This is a genomic window from Streptomyces sp. NBC_00029 (genome assembly GCF_045160505.1).
In the GTDB taxonomy this organism is placed as follows: domain Bacteria; phylum Actinomycetota; class Actinomycetes; order Streptomycetales; family Streptomycetaceae; genus Streptomyces.
Map to the genome: position 1 here is coordinate 2,355,777 of NZ_CP108292.1, position 15,666 is coordinate 2,371,442.

General features: G+C 73.2%; 15 protein-coding genes and 1 tRNA gene. 6 read left to right on the top strand and 10 right to left on the bottom strand.

Annotation, left to right across the window (positions count from 1 at the left end; all coding sequences use genetic code 11):
* Window positions 1-22: 22 nt before the first annotated feature.
* The 3 genes from OG753_RS11370 to OG753_RS11380 all read right to left on the bottom strand — a co-directional run bounded on the left by OG753_RS11370 (window position 23) and on the right by OG753_RS11380 (window position 2,222).
* Entirely contained in the window at window positions 23-871 is an 849-nt protein-coding gene (locus tag OG753_RS11370) for an SCO1664 family protein (protein ID WP_327261694.1), read from the bottom strand.
* Window positions 835-1,425: a DUF3090 domain-containing protein gene (locus OG753_RS11375; RefSeq protein ID WP_327261695.1), complete on the bottom strand. Its 591-nt coding sequence runs from the start codon at window positions 1,423-1,425 to the stop codon at window positions 835-837. The genes OG753_RS11370 and OG753_RS11375 overlap by 37 nt, the downstream gene beginning before the upstream one ends.
* A gap of 77 nt (window positions 1,426-1,502) precedes the next feature.
* Complete coding sequence (locus OG753_RS11380; protein ID WP_327261696.1) at window positions 1,503-2,222, bottom strand: histidine phosphatase family protein; 720 nt, start codon at window positions 2,220-2,222, stop codon at window positions 1,503-1,505.
* 54 nt (window positions 2,223-2,276) lie between these two features.
* On the opposite strand from OG753_RS11380, the gene OG753_RS11385 reads away from it, so the two are divergent.
* Window positions 2,277-3,269: a magnesium and cobalt transport protein CorA gene (locus OG753_RS11385; protein ID WP_405788313.1), complete on the top strand. Its 993-nt coding sequence runs from the start codon at window positions 2,277-2,279 to the stop codon at window positions 3,267-3,269.
* Here the strand turns inward: OG753_RS11385 and OG753_RS11390 are convergent.
* Window positions 3,247-4,077: a ferritin-like domain-containing protein gene (locus OG753_RS11390; RefSeq protein WP_327261698.1), complete on the bottom strand. Its 831-nt coding sequence runs from the start codon at window positions 4,075-4,077 to the stop codon at window positions 3,247-3,249. The genes OG753_RS11385 and OG753_RS11390 overlap by 23 nt on opposite strands.
* Window positions 4,078-4,286: 209 nt before the next feature.
* Window positions 4,287-5,336: an LLM class F420-dependent oxidoreductase gene (locus OG753_RS11395; RefSeq protein WP_327261699.1), complete on the bottom strand. Its 1,050-nt coding sequence runs from the start codon at window positions 5,334-5,336 to the stop codon at window positions 4,287-4,289.
* Between the two features lie 101 nt (window positions 5,337-5,437).
* Between OG753_RS11395 and OG753_RS11400 the strand changes: the two genes are divergently transcribed.
* The gene (locus OG753_RS11400) at window positions 5,438-6,421 is read left to right on the top strand and encodes an aldo/keto reductase (RefSeq protein ID WP_405788314.1); all 984 of its coding nucleotides are present in this window, start codon (window positions 5,438-5,440) and stop codon (window positions 6,419-6,421) included.
* Entirely contained in the window at window positions 6,406-8,583 is a 2,178-nt protein-coding gene (locus OG753_RS11405) for an ATP-dependent RecD-like DNA helicase (protein WP_405792607.1), read from the top strand. The genes OG753_RS11400 and OG753_RS11405 overlap by 16 nt, the downstream gene beginning before the upstream one ends.
* Before the next feature lie 64 nt (window positions 8,584-8,647).
* Here OG753_RS11405 and OG753_RS11410 read toward each other — a convergent pair whose 3' ends face one another.
* On the bottom strand, window positions 8,648-9,304 hold the full coding sequence (locus tag OG753_RS11410; RefSeq protein ID WP_405788315.1) for a hypothetical protein: 657 nt from the start codon (window positions 9,302-9,304) through the stop codon (window positions 8,648-8,650).
* A gap of 47 nt (window positions 9,305-9,351) precedes the next feature.
* On the opposite strand from OG753_RS11410, the gene OG753_RS11415 reads away from it, so the two are divergent.
* The gene (locus OG753_RS11415) at window positions 9,352-9,540 is read left to right on the top strand and encodes a DUF5703 family protein (protein ID WP_327261703.1); all 189 of its coding nucleotides are present in this window, start codon (window positions 9,352-9,354) and stop codon (window positions 9,538-9,540) included.
* 39 nt (window positions 9,541-9,579) lie between these two features.
* Here the strand turns inward: OG753_RS11415 and OG753_RS11420 are convergent, their stop codons facing one another.
* The 3 genes from OG753_RS11420 to OG753_RS11430 all read right to left on the bottom strand — a co-directional run bounded on the left by OG753_RS11420 (window position 9,580) and on the right by OG753_RS11430 (window position 12,260).
* The gene (locus OG753_RS11420) at window positions 9,580-10,368 is read right to left on the bottom strand and encodes a chaplin (protein ID WP_405788316.1); all 789 of its coding nucleotides are present in this window, start codon (window positions 10,366-10,368) and stop codon (window positions 9,580-9,582) included.
* 202 nt (window positions 10,369-10,570) lie between these two features.
* On the bottom strand, window positions 10,571-10,804 hold the full coding sequence (chpH, locus tag OG753_RS11425; protein ID WP_033223906.1) for a chaplin ChpH: 234 nt from the start codon (window positions 10,802-10,804) through the stop codon (window positions 10,571-10,573).
* Window positions 10,805-10,934: 130 nt separating this feature from the next.
* Entirely contained in the window at window positions 10,935-12,260 is a 1,326-nt protein-coding gene (locus OG753_RS11430) for a M20/M25/M40 family metallo-hydrolase (protein ID WP_030009121.1), read from the bottom strand.
* 165 nt (window positions 12,261-12,425) lie between these two features.
* Between OG753_RS11430 and OG753_RS11435 the strand changes: the two genes are divergently transcribed.
* A tRNA-Leu gene (locus OG753_RS11435) sits at window positions 12,426-12,513 on the top strand.
* Between the two features lie 124 nt (window positions 12,514-12,637).
* Here the strand turns inward: OG753_RS11435 and sigJ are convergent.
* Window positions 12,638-13,597 carry an RNA polymerase sigma factor SigJ gene (gene sigJ, locus OG753_RS11440; RefSeq protein WP_405788318.1) on the bottom strand — a complete coding sequence of 320 codons (960 nt, stop codon included), beginning with the start codon at window positions 13,595-13,597 and terminating at the stop codon, window positions 12,638-12,640.
* Window positions 13,598-13,897: 300 nt separating this feature from the next.
* Between sigJ and OG753_RS11445 the strand changes: the two genes are divergently transcribed.
* A complete protein-coding gene (locus tag OG753_RS11445) occupies window positions 13,898-15,664 on the top strand; it encodes a SpoIIE family protein phosphatase (RefSeq protein WP_327261706.1) in 1,767 nt (588 codons plus the stop codon).
* The last annotated feature ends 2 nt before the right edge of the window (window positions 15,665-15,666 follow it).

Below are 15,666 nucleotides of genomic sequence, written 5' to 3' on the forward strand. Positions count from 1 at the left end.
GTGCGTACGGCCGGTGGCTGGTTCAGACCGGTGGCCAGGGGATCGACGGCCACTGCCCGGACGGCCGGGGGTGGATCCCGGTGCGCAGCAGGTGCGCCACCCGGGCCCGTACGGCGGCCAGCTCGACCGGTGTGATCAGTTCCGCCAGCCGGGTGGCCAGCGGCGCTCCCCCGGCCAGCCCGGCGGCCAAGCCGGTCAGCACCTCGCGCGCCTCGTCGGTCAGCGGCTCGCCCGCCCAGCCCCACAGGAGGGTGCGCAGCTTGTCCTCGGTGTGGAAGGTCACCCCGTGGTCGATGCCGTAGAGCCGTCCGTCGGGCGCGGGCAGCAGGTGGCCGCCCTTGCGGTCACCGTTGTTGATCACGGCGTCCAGTACGGCCATCCGCCGCAGCCGGGGGTCGTCGGCGTGCACGAGCAGCGCGGTGCGGCCCTCACCGACCTCGGCGAGGGCGACGGGCTTCCAGCCCTCCCCCGCCTCCTCGCCGTCGACGAGCCCGAGGAGCCCGCCCAGCGGGGAGTCCTCGGCCGGCTGCTCCGCCTCGATCCACCGCTGGACCATGCCCTCGCCGTAGGGTCCGTCGCGCAGCACGGTGGCCGGTACCAGTCCCCAGCCGGTGGCCTCGGAGACGAGGTAGGCGGCGACCTCGCGCTGGGCGAGGTTCCCGTCGGGGAAGTCCCACAGCGGCCGCTCCCCCTTGACCGGCTTGTACACGCAGTCGGCGCTCAGGTCGCCGTGGGTGACGCTGCAGAGCAGGACGGCGTTGGACGCCTCGCGGATCCGGCCGACGACGGTGAGCTCGCCCTTGGCGAGCAGTTCCTCCAGCTCCCCCGTGTCCGTCACGCCTGGCGCCGGTAGCCGTTCTGGCGCGGGCACACGTGCCCCTCCGGGTCCAGCGGCAGGCTGCACAGCGGGCACGGCGGGCGGCCGGCGTTGACCACGTCCAGGGCCCGCTTGGCGAACGCCCGGGCCTGGGCGCCGGTGAGGCGGACCCGCAGCATCGGCGGGCCGTTCTCCTCGTCCTGGAGCAGCCGCTCCTCCGCGTCGGCGAGGTCCTCGTCGGAGTCGGCGTCGAGTTCCACGAGCGCCTGGGCCTCGACGATCATGCGCTGTTCCTCGCCGTCCCAGGCCAGGGCCATGGTGCCGACGCGGAACTCCTCGTCGACCGGGACGTCGAGCGGCGCCGTGTCGGCGGCCTCGGCGGGGGCGACGGCCGGGACCGGGGCATTGCCGCCGGTGCGCCGTACGACCTCGTCCAGCAGCTCGTCCATCCGCTCGGCCAGCGCCGCTACCTGGGTCTTCTCCAGGGAGACGCTGGTGACGCGGGGGCCGGCGGAGGCCTGCAGGAAGAACGTACGGCGTCCCGGCAGACCGACCGTGCCGGCCACGAAGCGGTCCGGGGGGTCGTAGAGGAACACCTGACGGGGCACGTCCAGTCTCCAAGTCTCGGCGGCAGGGGCAGGTCTGTGCCCTTGTGTTGGCCCGTCCACCCTACTGCGCCGCGCGATCAAGCCGCGCCCGCACCGCCTCCCACGACGGCGTTCCCGGCGTCTTCGGTGTCCTTGTCCGACGCGACGACCTCGGGTGCGGCCGGGCGCCGTACGAGCGAGCCGAAGTCCCCGGTGTCGCCGAGCCGGAACACGAACGGCCGGGTGGCGGTGTACCGGATGGCGGTCACCGAGCAGGGGTCGACGTGGATGCGCTGGAAGAGGTCCAGGTGCATGCCCAGGGCGTCCGCGACAAGGGACTTGATGATGTCGCCGTGCGAGCACATCAGGAAGACGGCGTCGCTGCCGTGCTCCTGCTCGATCCGGGTGTCCCAGTCCCGTACGGCGTCCACGGCGCGCGCCTGCATGGCGCGCATGGACTCGCCGCCGGGGAAGGCGGCCGCCGACGGGTGCTGCTGGACGATCTTCATCAGGGGTTCGTCGGAGAGCTCGGAGAGTTTGCGGCCGGACCAGTCACCGTAGTGGCATTCGCCGATCCGCTCGTCGGTGTGCAGTTCCAGCTCGGGCCGGGCCGCGAGCAGGGGCGCGAGGGTCTCCCGGCAGCGCTGGAGCGGACTGGTGACGGCGGCGGCCAGCGGCACCCCGGCCAGCCGGCCGGGCAGTGCGGCGGCCTGCTCGGCGCCGCGCTCGTCGAGGGCCACTCCGGGGGTCCATCCGGCGAGCAGCCCTGCGGTGTTGGCGGTGGACCGCCCGTGTCGTACGAGGATCAGCGTGGCCATGGGGTCAGCGTATGCGCTGTCGGGGGCGTGCGGGCTGGCCGTGGGCAGGGAAGAATGCCCCGCGTGATTGTGGACTGCGCGATTTACCGGGACGGCCGCCGCACCGAGGGGCCCGAGGATTTCTCGGACGCCCTGGACGAGGCCCGGGCGTCCGGTGACGCGTTCCTCTGGATCGGCATGCACGAGCCGACGGCGAAGGAATTCGACCATGTCCGCCAGGAGTTCGGCCTGCACCCGCTGGCGGTGGAGGACGCGCTGACCGCGCACCAGCGCCCGAAGCTGGAGGTGTACGACGATTCGCTGTTCGTCGTCCTCAAGCCGGTGCAGTACGCCGAGGACACCGACACGGTGACCGCGGGCGAGCTGATGGTCTTCATAGGGGACTCGTTCGTGGTCACGGTCCGGCACGGCGAGGGGGCCCCGCTGGCCGCCGTGCGGCACCGGCTGGAGCAGGAGCCGGACGTGCTGCGGCACGGCCCGACGGCGGTGCTGTACGCGGTGTCCGACGCGGTGGTCGACCACTACATCGAGGTGGCCGCCGAGCTCCAGGCGGACCTGGAGGAGCTGGAGGCCGACGTCTTCGCGCCGAACGCCTCGGACACGAAGAACACCGCCGCCCGGATCTACGGGTTCAAGCGGCAGGTACTGGAGTTCCGCCGGGCCACGAGCCCGCTGCTCCAGCCGATGGACCGGCTCGCCTTCGGGGAGGTCCCCTTCGTCCACGAGCACGCCCAGCCGTTCTTCCGCGACGTGGCCGACCACCTGACCAAGGCCAACGAGTACATCGAGGGCCTGGACCGGCTGCTGTCGGACGCGCTGTCGGCGCATCTCGCGCAGATGGGCCTGCGGCAGAACGACGACATGCGCAAGATCTCGGCGTGGGCGGCGATGGCGGCCGTCCCCACGATGGTGGCGGGGATCTACGGCATGAACTTCGACCACATGCCGGAGCTGGGGCACGTGTGGGGCTATCCGGCGGTACTGGTGGTCATGGCGGCCGCGTGCCTGGGCCTGCACCGGATGTTCAAGCGCCGGGGCTGGCTCTGAGTTCCCGCCCGCGCGGGGCGTGGCCGACCCTGGGCTCGGTGGCCGGCGGGCCGCCGAGGGCGTCCAGGCGTTCCGGCATCCGCAGGTTCACCATCCGGTGCCAGCCGCTGAACCGCTCGTAGGCGTACATCCCGTGGATTCCGGCGGTGAGCGCGGCCGCCTTCGGCGCGGGCCAGTGCAGCAGCCGTCCCATGTGGTCCATGACGGCGAGGCTCACGTCGCGGTAGACGGTGATCTCGGCGAGCGCGCTCTCGCGGAGCACCCGCTGGATGGTGCGGCCGTAGCCGGACCGGGCCAGACGCAGCAGTTCCTCGTGGCAGTAGGCGAGGTGGTTGTCCTCGTCGTGGCTGATCATGTGGATCGCCCTGCCCACCTCGGGGTGGTCGCCGAAGTACCTGACGAGCATGTCCATCTGGTCGGCGGCGCGCTGTTCGGTGACGCGGCTGTGCGCGAGGTAGACGACGATGTCCTCCTCGGTCAGCGCTTCCTCCCGGCGCAGCTTTTCGTGCGCGAGGCCGATGCCGCGCCGCTCCAGCAGCATCGTGTAGTCCGTCTCGGGGGGTACCGGGACGGACGGCAGGCCGCGTTTGCGCAGCAGGGCGTCGAAGATCCGGCCGTGCTTGTCCTCGTCGGCGCCGTGCCGGGTGATCTTCGGCGCGAGGTGGCGCATGCCGTCCGGCACGAGGGCCGCGATGCGGGCGTTCTCCCAGCCGCCCTGGGTCTCCCCGCTCGCGGCGATGGAGCAGAACAGCTGGAAGGAGTCGTCGTTGTCGACGATCTCCTGGAACAGGCTGCGGGCAGAGAGCATGGAACGAGTCAAACGCCGGTCGGCGGGGCGGGCAACCGAAAGGTCTCACTACTCGTCCGAATGAACGAAATCGGGGGGTGGACCGCCGCGCGTAACCCGGCGGGCGTCTGCGGCGTTGTTCGCTGTGTCGGCCGTGGCGGGGAAGACCCCCCGAGCCCCCACCACGGCCGCAGAACGTTCTGCCGGCGCGGACCGCGCCGGCACCCGGATCAGGCGAGGCCCGCGAGCTCCATGGCCTCGGTGCCGGCGCGCAGCGCGGCGATCCGCTCGTCCAGGGTGAATCCGGCCGGGGCGAGCGTGAGGGTGGTGACCCCGGCCTCCGCGTAGGCCCGCATTCCGTCCGCGATCCGGGCGACCGGGCCGAGCAGGGTCGTCGAGTCGATCAGCGAGTGCGGGACGGCCTCGGCCGCGCCGTTCTTGTCGCCCGCCAGGTACTTGTCCTGGATCTCGGCGGCTTCCTTCTCGTAGCCCATGCGCTGGGCCAGCTGGTTGTAGAAGTTCTGCTTCCGGCTGCCCATGCCGCCCACGTACAGGGCGGTGTAGGGGCGGAACATGTCCGCGAGCGCGTTCACGTCCTCGCCGAGGGCCAGCGGCACGGTCGGGCAGACGTCGAAGCCCTCCATGGTCAGCCCGGCCTTCTCGCGGCCCGCCCGGATGTGGGTGAGCGCGGTGGCCTCCAGGTGCTCGGCGGCCGGGAAGATCAGCAGCGCGCCGTCGGCGATCTCGCCGGTCTGCTCCAGGTTCTTGGGCCCGATGGCGGCGATGTAGAGCGGGATGTGCTCGCGCTCGGGGTGCACGGTCAGCTTGAGCGGCTTGCCGGGGCCGCCCGGCAGCGGCAGGGTCCAGTGCTGGCCCTCGTAGCTCAGCCGCTCGCGGGTCATGGCCTTGCGGACGATCTCCACGTACTCGCGGGTGCGGGCCAGCGGCTTGTCGAACTTGACGCCGTACCAGCCCTCGGAGACCTGCGGGCCGGAGACGCCGAGGCCGAGCCGGAAGCGGCCCTTGGTGAGCGAGTCGAGGGTGGCCGCGGTCATGGCGGTCATCGCGGGCTGGCGGGCCGGGATCTGGAGGATCGCCGAACCGACGTCGATGCGCTCGGTCTGGGCGGCGACCCAGGCGAGCACGGTCGGGGCGTCCGATCCGTAGGCCTCGGCGGCCCAGCAGACGTCGTAACCCAGGCGGTCGGCCTCCTGGGCGACGGCGAGGTTGTCGGCGTCCATGCCCGCGCCCCAGTAACCAAGATTGATGCCGAGCCGCATGTGTTCGTCCCCTTACCGGTTTACCGATCAGTAACGTTGGTGTGCGGGGACTGTAGCGCGCCAGGGTGCTCCGCGTCAGCGCCCCAGTAGTCTCAGCGCTCATGGAGCAGAGGCATCTCGGCCGCACCGGACTGCGCGTCTCCCGGATCGGCCTCGGCACCCTCACCTGGGGCCGCGACACCGGCGAGGAAGCCGCCGCCGAGCAGGTGAAGACCTTCTGGGAGGCCGGCGGCACGCTCGTCGACACCGCCGACGTGTACGCCGGCGGTGAGGCGGAGTACCTCCTCGGGCGACTGGTGGGCGGGCTCGTCCCGCGCCGGGACCTGGTGATCGCCACCAAGTCCGGCAGCGTGCCCGACCCCGACCGGAGGTTCGACGGCTCGCGCGGGCACCTGCTCGCCGCCCTCGACGCCTCGCTTGACCGGCTGGGCACCGACTACGTCGACCTGTGGCAGCTGCACGGCTTCGACCCGGCGACCCCGTTGGAGGAGACCCTGCAGGCGCTGGACCTGGCGGTGAGCAGTGGCCGGGCCCGGTACGCGGGTCTGGCGGGCTTCTGCGGCTGGCAGCTGGCCAAGGCGGGGACCTGGCAGCTCTCGGCCCCCGGCGTGCGCGCCCGGATCGCCTCGACCCAGATGGAGTACTCCCTGCTCCAGCGCGGGGTGGAGCGGGAGGTGCTGCCGGCCTCGCTGGACCTCGGGATCGGTCTGCTGCCCTCGTCGCCCCTGGGGCGCGGGGTGCTGACGGGCAAGTACCGCGACGGCACCCCGTCGGACTCCCGGGGGGCCTCGGAATCCCTGGCCGCCCTGGTCGACCCGTACCTCGACGAGGCCGCGGGCCGGATCGTGGACGCGGTGGTGACGGCGGCCCAGGGGCTGGCCGTGACCCCGCTGCACGTGGCCCTGGCGTGGATCAGGGACCGGCCCGGGGTGGTGGCGCCGATCGTCGGCGCGCGGACGTCGGCGCAGCTCGCGGCGGCACTGTCGGTGGAGGCCCTTAGTCTTCCGGAGGAGATCTGCCGGGCGCTGGACGATGTTTCGGTTCCGGTGCACCGCTACCCCGATCAGGACTGGAGCACGCTGTGAGTACGGACCCTCAGGCCGATACCGCTGCCGCGGAGGACCCGGCCACCCCGGAGGCCGAGCCGTCCGCAGCCGCCGAAGCGGAAGCGGCCCCCGAAGGCACGCCCGAGCCCGCGCCGGCCGAGCCCGCGCCGGCGGCGGATGCTTCGGCGGCGCCCGCGGCCGCCGAGCCCGCCGCGGGCGAAGCGGCTCCCGCCCTCAGCGAGGCGCAGGCCGAGCTGGCCGCGCAGAAGATCGAGCGGGAACGGATCGCGCGGCGCAAGGCCGAGCGGGAGGCACCCGTCGAGGCCGGGGCGAAGCTCAGCGGAAAGGCCGCCGACCTGCTGGCCGCCGTACGGGCCGTGGAGGGCGGCGCGAAGCCCCCCGCCGTGTACTTCGACGAGGCTCCGGCTGCGCCCCGCAGGGCAGCGCCCTCCGCACCCCCGGCCCCGCGCGCCGCAGCCCCGGCGACCGTGGCCGCGCCCGTGCCCTCCGCCGACACCGTCGAGGGCGTACGGGCCGTACTGGCCCGCGGGGGTGCCCCCGAGACCCTGGCCGGCCCCGCCGCGGCGGCCCTCGGCGAGGACGCCGCCGGGCAGCTCACCGAGAACCCCTGGCGGCTGCTGTCGGTCCCGGCCGTGCTCCCGGCCCAGGCCGACGGCTTCGCACGGGCCCTGCTGGGCTCCGAGGCCGGCCCCGGGGACGAGCGCCGCACCACCGTCCTGGTGGGCTGGCTGCTGGACCGGGCCGGACTGAAGGGGCACACCGCGCTGGAGGCCCCGGTGCTGGAGAAGGCGCTGGCCCAGTACGGCGTACCGGACCCCGCCGCAGCGCTGGAGCAGGCCATCGCCGAGGGCTCCGTACTGGTCTTCCACGAGCCCCTGGGGCCGCCGGTCGCCGAAGACTCCGAGGACGCGACGGACGCGGAGCAGCCGGTACGCGTGCTCGTGGGCCTGGAGGGCGCCGCCATGGCCGAGGAGAGCCTTGCCGACGGCCTGGCCCGGCTGGCCGCCGGTACGTTCGACGGGTCCGCGGACTGGGAGCCGGCCGCCGCGGCCGCGCCCGGCCCGTCCGCCGCCGAACTGATCCGCACGGTCGCGGGCCACGGCCTGACCGCCCACACCGGTGGCGAGGCCGCCCGTGCCGAGCCGTTCGCCCTGGCCGGGGCGGCGCGGGAGCTGGGCCTGCGCGTCTGCGTGGCCGCGCACGCCCCGGGCGGCCAGGACGCGGTGACCGTGGCGGGGCTGCTGTCCGGGGCCGAGGGGCCCGGGCGGGACGCGGACGGGCAGTTCGCGCTGGACCTGCTGGTGGTGCTGGACGCCCCGCAGCTGGACGTGGAGACCGCGGCCGCGCTGGTGGAGTCCGTACCGGACGGGGCCCGGCTGGTGCTGTCCGGGGACCCCGGGGTGCTCGGGTCCGCCGGGGCCGGGCGGGTGTTCGCCGATGTGCTGGCGGCCCGTACGTGCCCGCAGGTGGTCTCCCGCACCCCCGATCCGGGTCCCCTGGGCGAGCTCGTCTCCGGGGTCGGGATCGGGGAGCTGAACCAGGTCGACGCCCCCGGCAAGGAGGTCGTCATCGTCCCGGTGCAGGACGCCGGGGAGGCCGTGCACCGGACCGTGCAGCTGGTGGCCGAGTCGGTGCCGCGGGCCTTCGGGATCCCGGCGGACAGCGTGCAGGTGATCACCCCGGGCCATGGCGGCGCTGCGGGGACGCGGGCGCTGAACGCCGCGCTGAAGGAGCGGCTGAACCCCGGTCCGGGCCGGTTCGGGGGCTTCGACCCCGGCGACCGGGTCGTCCACGTGCCGTCCGCCGGGCGGGCCCTGCCGGCCCGGGTGGTCTCGGCCGACGCCGAGGGCCTGCACCTGGACCGCGCGGGCGCGCGGATCGTCGTGCCGAAGGACCTCGTCGAGGCCCAGGTGCGGCACGGCTGGGCGGTGACGGCACATCAGGCGGTGGGCGCGCGCTGGCCGGCGGTGGTCGTCGTACTGCCGGGTGACGCGGCGCAGGCACTGTCGCGGGACTGGGTCTACACGGCGTTCGGGCGGGGCGAGCGGCACCTGTCCGTGGTGCACGGGGTGGACCAGGCGCTGCCGCGCGCGGTGGCCGAGGTGTTCGCGAAGCCCCGTACGACGCGGCTGACGGGCCTGCTGACGGCGCTGGCGACGTCCGGCGAGCAGCCGGAGTGAAACCGGCCGTGGCCCCCGCCCGGGAGGGCGGGGGCCACGGTGTCCGGCACGGGTGGGGCCGCGATCAGGCCGGGGTCAGTCCCGGCTGTGCGGCCTCCTCGCCCTCCTCGTCGAACTCGTCGGCCTCCTCGTCGAAGACGGAGCTGACGTCGAAGCGGTGCAGCACGTCCTGCGGGTCGATGTGCCCGAAGGGCGAGCCCAGCCACTCCCCCGGTTCCGCCACTTCCTCCGAGGCCGCGATCCAGAGCGTGGCGTCGCCCTCCTCCAGCCCGAAGTCCTTGTGGCGGGAGGCGATCTCATCGGGCTCGTACTCCCCGAAGAGGACCCCCAGCGCGTCGGCGCTGCCGCCGTCGTGGACGAAGTCGGCGTCCTGGTCGTGCGCTGCGACCCGCTCGGCCTGGGCGATCAGCCGCGCCGGTTCGACCACGGCGTAGTCGCGGCGGATGAGCACGCTGAAGGCGGCGGGCTCGGCGGGGCCGGTGTAGGGGACTCCGTCCTCGGGCGTGGGGATCTCGAAGGGGGTGACCTCGTCGTAGCGGTCGTAGAGGAGTTCGTCGTACACCTCGGACGCGGCGGCGAGTTCGTTGAACGCGGCGTAGACGTCGGGGTCCTCGTCCCCGATCCTGCGCTCGACCGCGGCGAGGTGACGGTCGAGCGCGGCCTTGACCGCCTCGGCGGCGGCGCGTACCTCGGCAACAGTGGGAAGAGCGGCATCAGACATAGGGCAGACGCTATCCGTAGCAGGCCTCTGCCCGCACAATAGATGCGATGCCGGAATACGAATTTGTCGACGTGTACGTGCCCCGCGGTGTCCCTCGCAACGAGGCGACCCGCCTGCTGACCGACCATGCCGAGTACGGGAACTGGGAACTCGACCGGCTGAGCCTCTACCGGGACGGCAGCCGCCGTGTGCGACTGCGCCGCCGGATCATCCGTCAGGTCCGCGCGACCTGGTGACGCGGGCCCCGGGGGCGGGGCCCGCGCCGTGAACGTCCGTCAGGCGGCGTTGCGGGCACGGCGGTAGAGCACCGTGCCGGCGAGCAGCAGGCCACCCGCGAGCGGGAGGCCGGCGGTGAGGACGTCACCGGAGCCGGTGGCGGCGAGACCGCCCGTCTGACCCGGGGTGTTGCTCCCGGCCCCCGGGCCGGGGTGCGTGACCGGGGTGCCCGGAACGGTGCCGGGGGTACCGGGCGTACCGGGACCGCCCGGATTACCGGGAGTGCCCGGCCCACCCGGGTTACCGGGACCACCGGGGTTGCCCGGCCCACCGGGGTTACCGGGACCGCCCGGGTTGCCCGGGCCACCGGGGTTGCCGGGACCGTCCGGGTTACCGGGACCACCGGGGTTACCCGGTCCGCCAGGGTTACCGGGCCCACCCGGGTTACCGGGACCGCCGGGGTTACCGGGACCGCCGGGGTTACCCGGCCCGCCGGGGTTGCCCGGCCCGCCCGGGTTGCCGGGACCGCCGGGGTTGTCCGGGTGGTCGTCGCACGGTTCGTCGCCGCCGCCCGGGTGACCGGGGTGTCCGGGGTGGTTCGGCTTCGGCGGCTTGGGCGGCTTCGGCTTGCTGTGGCCCGATCCATTGGCGCAGTGGTTGCCGAAGGCAGGATTGAGGGCGCCCACCACCGTGATGGTGTTCCCGCAGGCGTTCACCGGTGCGTCCACGGGCGCCTGCACGTTGTTACCGGACAGCAGGCCCGGTGAGTTCGCGGCGTGCCCCGAGGCGCCGGAGTCCGCGTGTGCGTAGCCCCCGCCCATGGCGAGGACACCCCCCGCGGCAGCCATGGTGATCAGGGTCTTCCTGGTGACCTGTGCCGGTCGTCGCATCTGTACTCGTCCCCTGGTGTGTACGTTTCGGCCGTCGCTCGACGGCCCGGCCGTCCGGGCTCCCCCGCCCGGTACGCCGGAAGTGAGAGAAATCCGGGCCTGAAAGCCCGGTGGCCCCGGAGCGCTGGGATGCGCTCCGGGGCCCAAGACTTCAGACGCGTCAGGCGTTGACGCAGGTGTTGCCGAAGGCCGGGTTCAGCAGGCCGATGACGGAGACCGTGTTACCGCAGACGTTCACGGGAACGTGGACGGGAACCTGCAGCACGTTGCCGGACAGGACACCGGGCGAACCGATGGCCGCACCCTGCGCACCCGCATCGGCGTGGGCCAGACCCGCACCCGCGAGAACCAGGCCACCGGTGGCAGCCGCAGCGGCGACAACCTTCTTGATCATTGTTCCTCCTAGTAGGCAATTGCGGTCCCAGCCGCGGACCGCAACACCTGTAACGAGGAGGGATCACCGGGGCTACGAGCGTATGAGTGCATTCACTCTTCTCAGTGGAATGCGCACACCTTCCCGAATCTCAGGCGTTGTCGATGAATCGGTCGAGCACCCGCACACCGAACTTGAGTCCGTCGACCGGCACCCGCTCGTCCACGCCGTGGAACATCCCGGCGAAGTCCAGCTCCGGCGGCAGCTGCAGCGGCGCGAAGCCGAAGCAGCGGATGCCGAGGTCGTCGAAGGACTTGGCGTCCGTACCGCCCGAGAGCATGTACGGCACCGCCCGCGCGATCGGGTCCTCGGCCTTCAGGGCGCCCTGCATGGCGTCCACCAGCCTGCCGTCGAAGTCCGTCTCCAGCGCCTTGTCGCCGTGCACGTCCTCCCGCTTCACGCGCGGACCGAGGATCCGGTCCAGGTCGGCGAAGAACTCGTCCTCGTAGCCCGGCAGGAAGCGGCCGTCGACGTGGGCCGTCGCCTGGCCGGGGATGACGTTGACCTTGTAGCCGGCGCCGAGCATCGTCGGGGCTGCCGAGTTGCGCAGCGTCGCGCCGACCATCTTGGCGATGCCGCCGAGCTTGGCGAGCGTCGCGTCCATGTTGTCCGGGTCCAAGGGGGTCCCGAGCGCGTCCGAGAGCTCGTCCAGGAAGCTGCGCACCGTCTTGGTCACGCGGACCGGCCACTGGTGGCGGCCGAGCCTGCCGACGGCCTCGCAGAGCTCCGTGATGGCGTTGTCGCTGTTGGTCATGGAGCCGTGGCCCGCGGTGCCCTCCACCGTGAGCCGCATCCAGTGCATGCCCTTCTGCGCGGTCTCCACGAGGTAGAGGCGCAGGTTCTCGTTGACCGTGAAGGAGAAGCCGCCGACCTCTCCGATCGCCTCGGTGACGCCCTCGAACAGGCCCGGGTGCTTGTCGACGAGGTGCCGGGCCCCGTAGATGCCGCCCGCCTCCTCGTCGGCGAGGAAGGCCAGCACGATGTCCCGCGGGGGCTTGCGGCCGCTGCGCATTCGGTCGCGCACGACGGCCAGCGTCATCGCGTCCATGTCCTTCATGTCGACGGCGCCGCGGCCCCACACGCAACCGTCGGCGATCTCGCCCGCGAAGGGGTCGTAGGTCCAGTCGGCGGCGTTGGCCGGAACCACGTCGGTGTGCCCGTGGATCAGCAGCGCCGGCCGCGAGGGGTCCTCGCCCTCGATGCGCGCCACGGTCGAGGCGCGCCCCTTGTGCGATTCGAAGATCTGCGGCTCCAGCCCGACCTCGGCGAGCTTCTCGGCGACCCACTCCGCCGCCTTGCGCTCCCCGGGGCCCGAGTGGTCCCCGTAGTTGCTGGTGTCGATCCGGATGAGGTCCCGGCAGAGGTCGACCACCTCGTCCTCGCCGGAGACGGTCCTGCCCGTGCTCGACTCGCTCACGCTGCTTCCTCCCACTGATCAGTACCGGACCTCCATCCTCCCGCTCCGGACCGCTCTTCCCAAGGGCGATCCCCGGTCGTCGGGGGGTGTGATCGAGGACCCCGGAATGTTTGGTAATGTTTTCCACGTCGGAACGGCCCGCGAGGGACGCGAGACAGACACCTTGTCCGGGTGGCGGAATGGCAGACGCGCTAGCTTGAGGTGCTAGTGCCCTTTATCGGGCGTGGGGGTTCAAGTCCCCCCTCGGACACCATGGTCAGATGACCTGAAAGAGCCGGTCAGAGCGATGTGAAGTCGCTCTGACCGGCTCTTTCGTCTTCCCGCTCCCGCCTCCGGGCGCCGGTGCGGCTCACCGCCGCCCGGAGCGCGGCGCGCGGTCAGTCCCGTCCGGTCTCCGTCCACGGGCGGAGCTTCTCCGGGTTGCGGACCGCCCAGATGCGCGTGACGCGATCGCCGGTGAGCTCGAACGCCGCCACGGTCACGGTGACCCCGGTGTGCTGGGCGACCAGACCCGGGCGGCCGTTGACCGACCGTTCCAGGAGGGTCAGGCCGGGGGCCTTGTCCGCGATGTGGATCAGGTACTGGGCGATGCGCTCGCTGCCCTCGACCGGGCGCAGGGCCGCGCCGACCAGTCCGCCGCCGTCGGCGATCATCGCGGCGTCGGGTGCGAGGAGTCCGACGAGCGTCCTGATGTCCTTGGCCTCCCACGCCTCCTTGAAGTCCCGCACCAGACGGGCCTGTCCGGCCGCCGGGGCCGTCGGGATCCGGGCCGCGCCCACGCGCCTGCGGGCCGAGGTCGCGAGCTGCCGGCAGGCGGCCGGGGTCCGGCCGACGATCCGGGCGATCTCGGCGAAGGGGTAGCGGAAGACGTCGTGCAGGATGAACGCCACGCGTTCGGCCGGTGTCATCGCCTCCAGGACGACGAGGAAGGCCATGTTCACCGACTCGTCCAGGGTGACCCGGTCGGCGGGGTCGACCGGATCGGGGCTGCCGCCGCCGTCCGGGCCGCCGATCCACTCCGTGCGGTCGGGCAGCGGCTCGGGGATCCATTCGCCGACGTAGCGCTCGCGCCTGGCCCGCGCCGAGCCGAGCACGTCCAGGCAGATGCGGCCGGCCACCGTCGTCAGCCAGGCACCGGGTGACTCGATGGCCTCCTGCTGCTGGCGCGACATCGCGTACCAGCGCGCGTACGTCTCCTGCACGGCGTCCTCGGCCTCGGCCAGCGAACCGAGCAGCCGGTAGGCGAGGTTGGTGAGGTGCCCCCGCTCGCCGGCGATGACGCTCGGGTCCGGCACGGTCCGCTCACCCCCCGCGGTGGACGAGGTACTCGTGCTCACGACCGCTCCCCCCGATCCGTCCCCCGGCGCACCGCCCCCGGTGCGCGGGCCCGCTCCGGCGGACCACCGCGACCTTATCGATCTTCGTCGCGAGGCAGAAGGGCGGCCCTGCCCGTGGCCACGCCGGTGCCGGGGAAGCCGCGCGTGCCGATCCCGCCCGACGCCGGCCGGCAGACTTCCGCCCGCCTGTCCCGACCGGCGCAACAGAGCAGGTCAGAGCGACGCCATACCGCTCTGACCTGCTCTGTTGTTATGTTGGGATCGCATCGGAGGGGCAGACCGGCCGAGGGAGGTCCCGTGATGTGGGCTGAGGGTGCCGGCCCGCGACCGCTGTTCGGTGAGGACGCGGACGAGGTGATCGCCGCCGCCCTGGCGGGCGACGCGTCCGATGTCGACCGGCTGGTGCGCGAGTACCGGCTGCTGCGCCAGATCGTCGACGGGGCCCGGGCGGGGATCGCGGTCCTGGACACGGAACTGCGCTACCTCTACGTCGGCCCGCACATGACGGTGATGAACGGCCTGCCCGCCGAGGCACTGCTGGGGCGGACGCTGGGCGAGGTGCTGCCGGACGTCGAGCGCCCCGACGAGGTGCTGCAGCAGGTGCTGCGGGACGGGCGGCCGAGGGAGCTGGTCCTGGAGGGCCGCACCCTGGCCGACTCGCCGTACGAATCGCGGGTGTGGCGGGGGACCTATCACCGGCTGGAGGAGGACGGTCGGGTGCTGGGAGTGGCCGGGATCGGCCTGGAGGTCAGCGCCCCGAGGGAGCGGCAGCGGGAGCTGTCGCGCACCAACCGGCGCCTGCTCCTGCTGGACACCGCCGCCGTGCGGGTCGGCACCACCCTCGATGTGGACGCCACCTGCCGTGAGCTGACCGAGTTCCTGGTTCCGGGACTGGCCGACGCCGCGAGCGTGGAGCTCATCCCGCGGGAGGGCGGGGGCGAGGAGCTGCCGGACAGCGGGTCCCTGCGGCTGCGGCGGGTGGCGGTGACCTCGGTACGGGAACTCTCCGCGCGGGTGCGGGCGCTCGGCGCGGCCGGGGAGTACGTGGACCACCAGCCCGGTTCGGCCGTCCGGCAGTGTCTGGAGAGCGGCGAGCCGTGGCTGGGCAACTTCTCCTCCGACGAGGCCTTCAGCCGGGCGGCGCCCAGCGCGGACCGGGTCGCGGCCTACCGGGAGGCGGGCATCCACTCGGGGGTGGTGGTCCCGCTCATCGCCCAGGACCGGCCGATCGGCACGCTCACCCTGGTGCGTGCCGGGGACTCCCCGCCCTTCGGGCGCGAGGACGTCGTCGTGGCCCGGACGCTGGCCGAGCGGGCGGCCACCAGCCTCGCCAAGGCCGCGCGGTTCGCCCGGGAGCAGGCAATGGCCCTCGAACTCCAGCAGGCACTGCTGTCCGAGCCGACCTTCCCGCACGACGACCTCGAGGTGGCCTCCCGCTACCTGCCCTCCGGCAGCGGGGTCCTGGTGGGCGGGGACTGGTTCGACTGCCTGGCCCTGCCCGGCGGCCGGACCCTGCTGGTGATGGGCGACGTCATGGGGCACGGGGTCGAGGCGGCGGTCGCCATGAGCCACTACCGCTCCCTGATCCGAGCGCTGGCCGCGTCCGGGCACCCGCCGGCGGACATCCTGCGCGAGGCGGACCGCGTCGTCTTCGCGGGCGGTCTGGACCGGGTCGCGACCTGCCTGCTCGTCCTGGTCGACCGGGCCGCCGGGACCTGCGTGCACGCGAGCGCCGGGCACCTGCCGCCGATGGTCATCGGGCGCGGGGAAGGCCCGTTCCTGGCGCCGGTGCCGGTCGGTCCGCCCCTGGGCACCGGCTTCGGCCGGTACGAGGCCGCCTCCTTCGCGCTCCGGCCGGGGTGCGTCCTGATGCTGTTCACGGACGGCCTGGTCGAGCGCCGGGACGAGGACATCGACGCCTCGCTGCGCCGCCTCACCGGCATTCCGCTGCCCGTGGACGGGGCCCTGACCGAGGTCATCGACACCGTCCTGGAGGCGCTGCGGATCCACGACGCCGAGGACGACGTCACCGTCCTCGCAGCCCGCACCGTCGGACGACGGGCCTGACG

Coding starts and splice junctions, on each gene's coding strand:
- OG753_RS11415 (WP_327261703.1), top strand. CDS start 9,352: ATGCCGGAATACGAATTTGTCGACGTGTACGTGCCCCGCGGTGTCCCT.
- OG753_RS11400 (WP_405788314.1), top strand. CDS start 5,438: ATGGAGCAGAGGCATCTCGGCCGCACCGGACTGCGCGTCTCCCGGATC.
- OG753_RS11445 (WP_327261706.1), top strand. CDS start 13,898: ATGTGGGCTGAGGGTGCCGGCCCGCGACCGCTGTTCGGTGAGGACGCG.
- OG753_RS11420 (WP_405788316.1), bottom strand. CDS start 10,368: ATGGCTGCCGCGGGGGGTGTCCTCGCCATGGGCGGGGGCTACGCACAC.
- OG753_RS11410 (WP_405788315.1), bottom strand. CDS start 9,304: ATGTCTGATGCCGCTCTTCCCACTGTTGCCGAGGTACGCGCCGCCGCC.
- OG753_RS11380 (WP_327261696.1), bottom strand. CDS start 2,222: ATGGCCACGCTGATCCTCGTACGACACGGGCGGTCCACCGCCAACACC.
- OG753_RS11385 (WP_405788313.1), top strand. CDS start 2,277: ATGCCCCGCGTGATTGTGGACTGCGCGATTTACCGGGACGGCCGCCGC.
- OG753_RS11395 (WP_327261699.1), bottom strand. CDS start 5,336: ATGCGGCTCGGCATCAATCTTGGTTACTGGGGCGCGGGCATGGACGCC.
- chpH (WP_033223906.1), bottom strand. CDS start 10,804: ATGATCAAGAAGGTTGTCGCCGCTGCGGCTGCCACCGGTGGCCTGGTT.
- OG753_RS11390 (WP_327261698.1), bottom strand. CDS start 4,077: ATGCTCTCTGCCCGCAGCCTGTTCCAGGAGATCGTCGACAACGACGAC.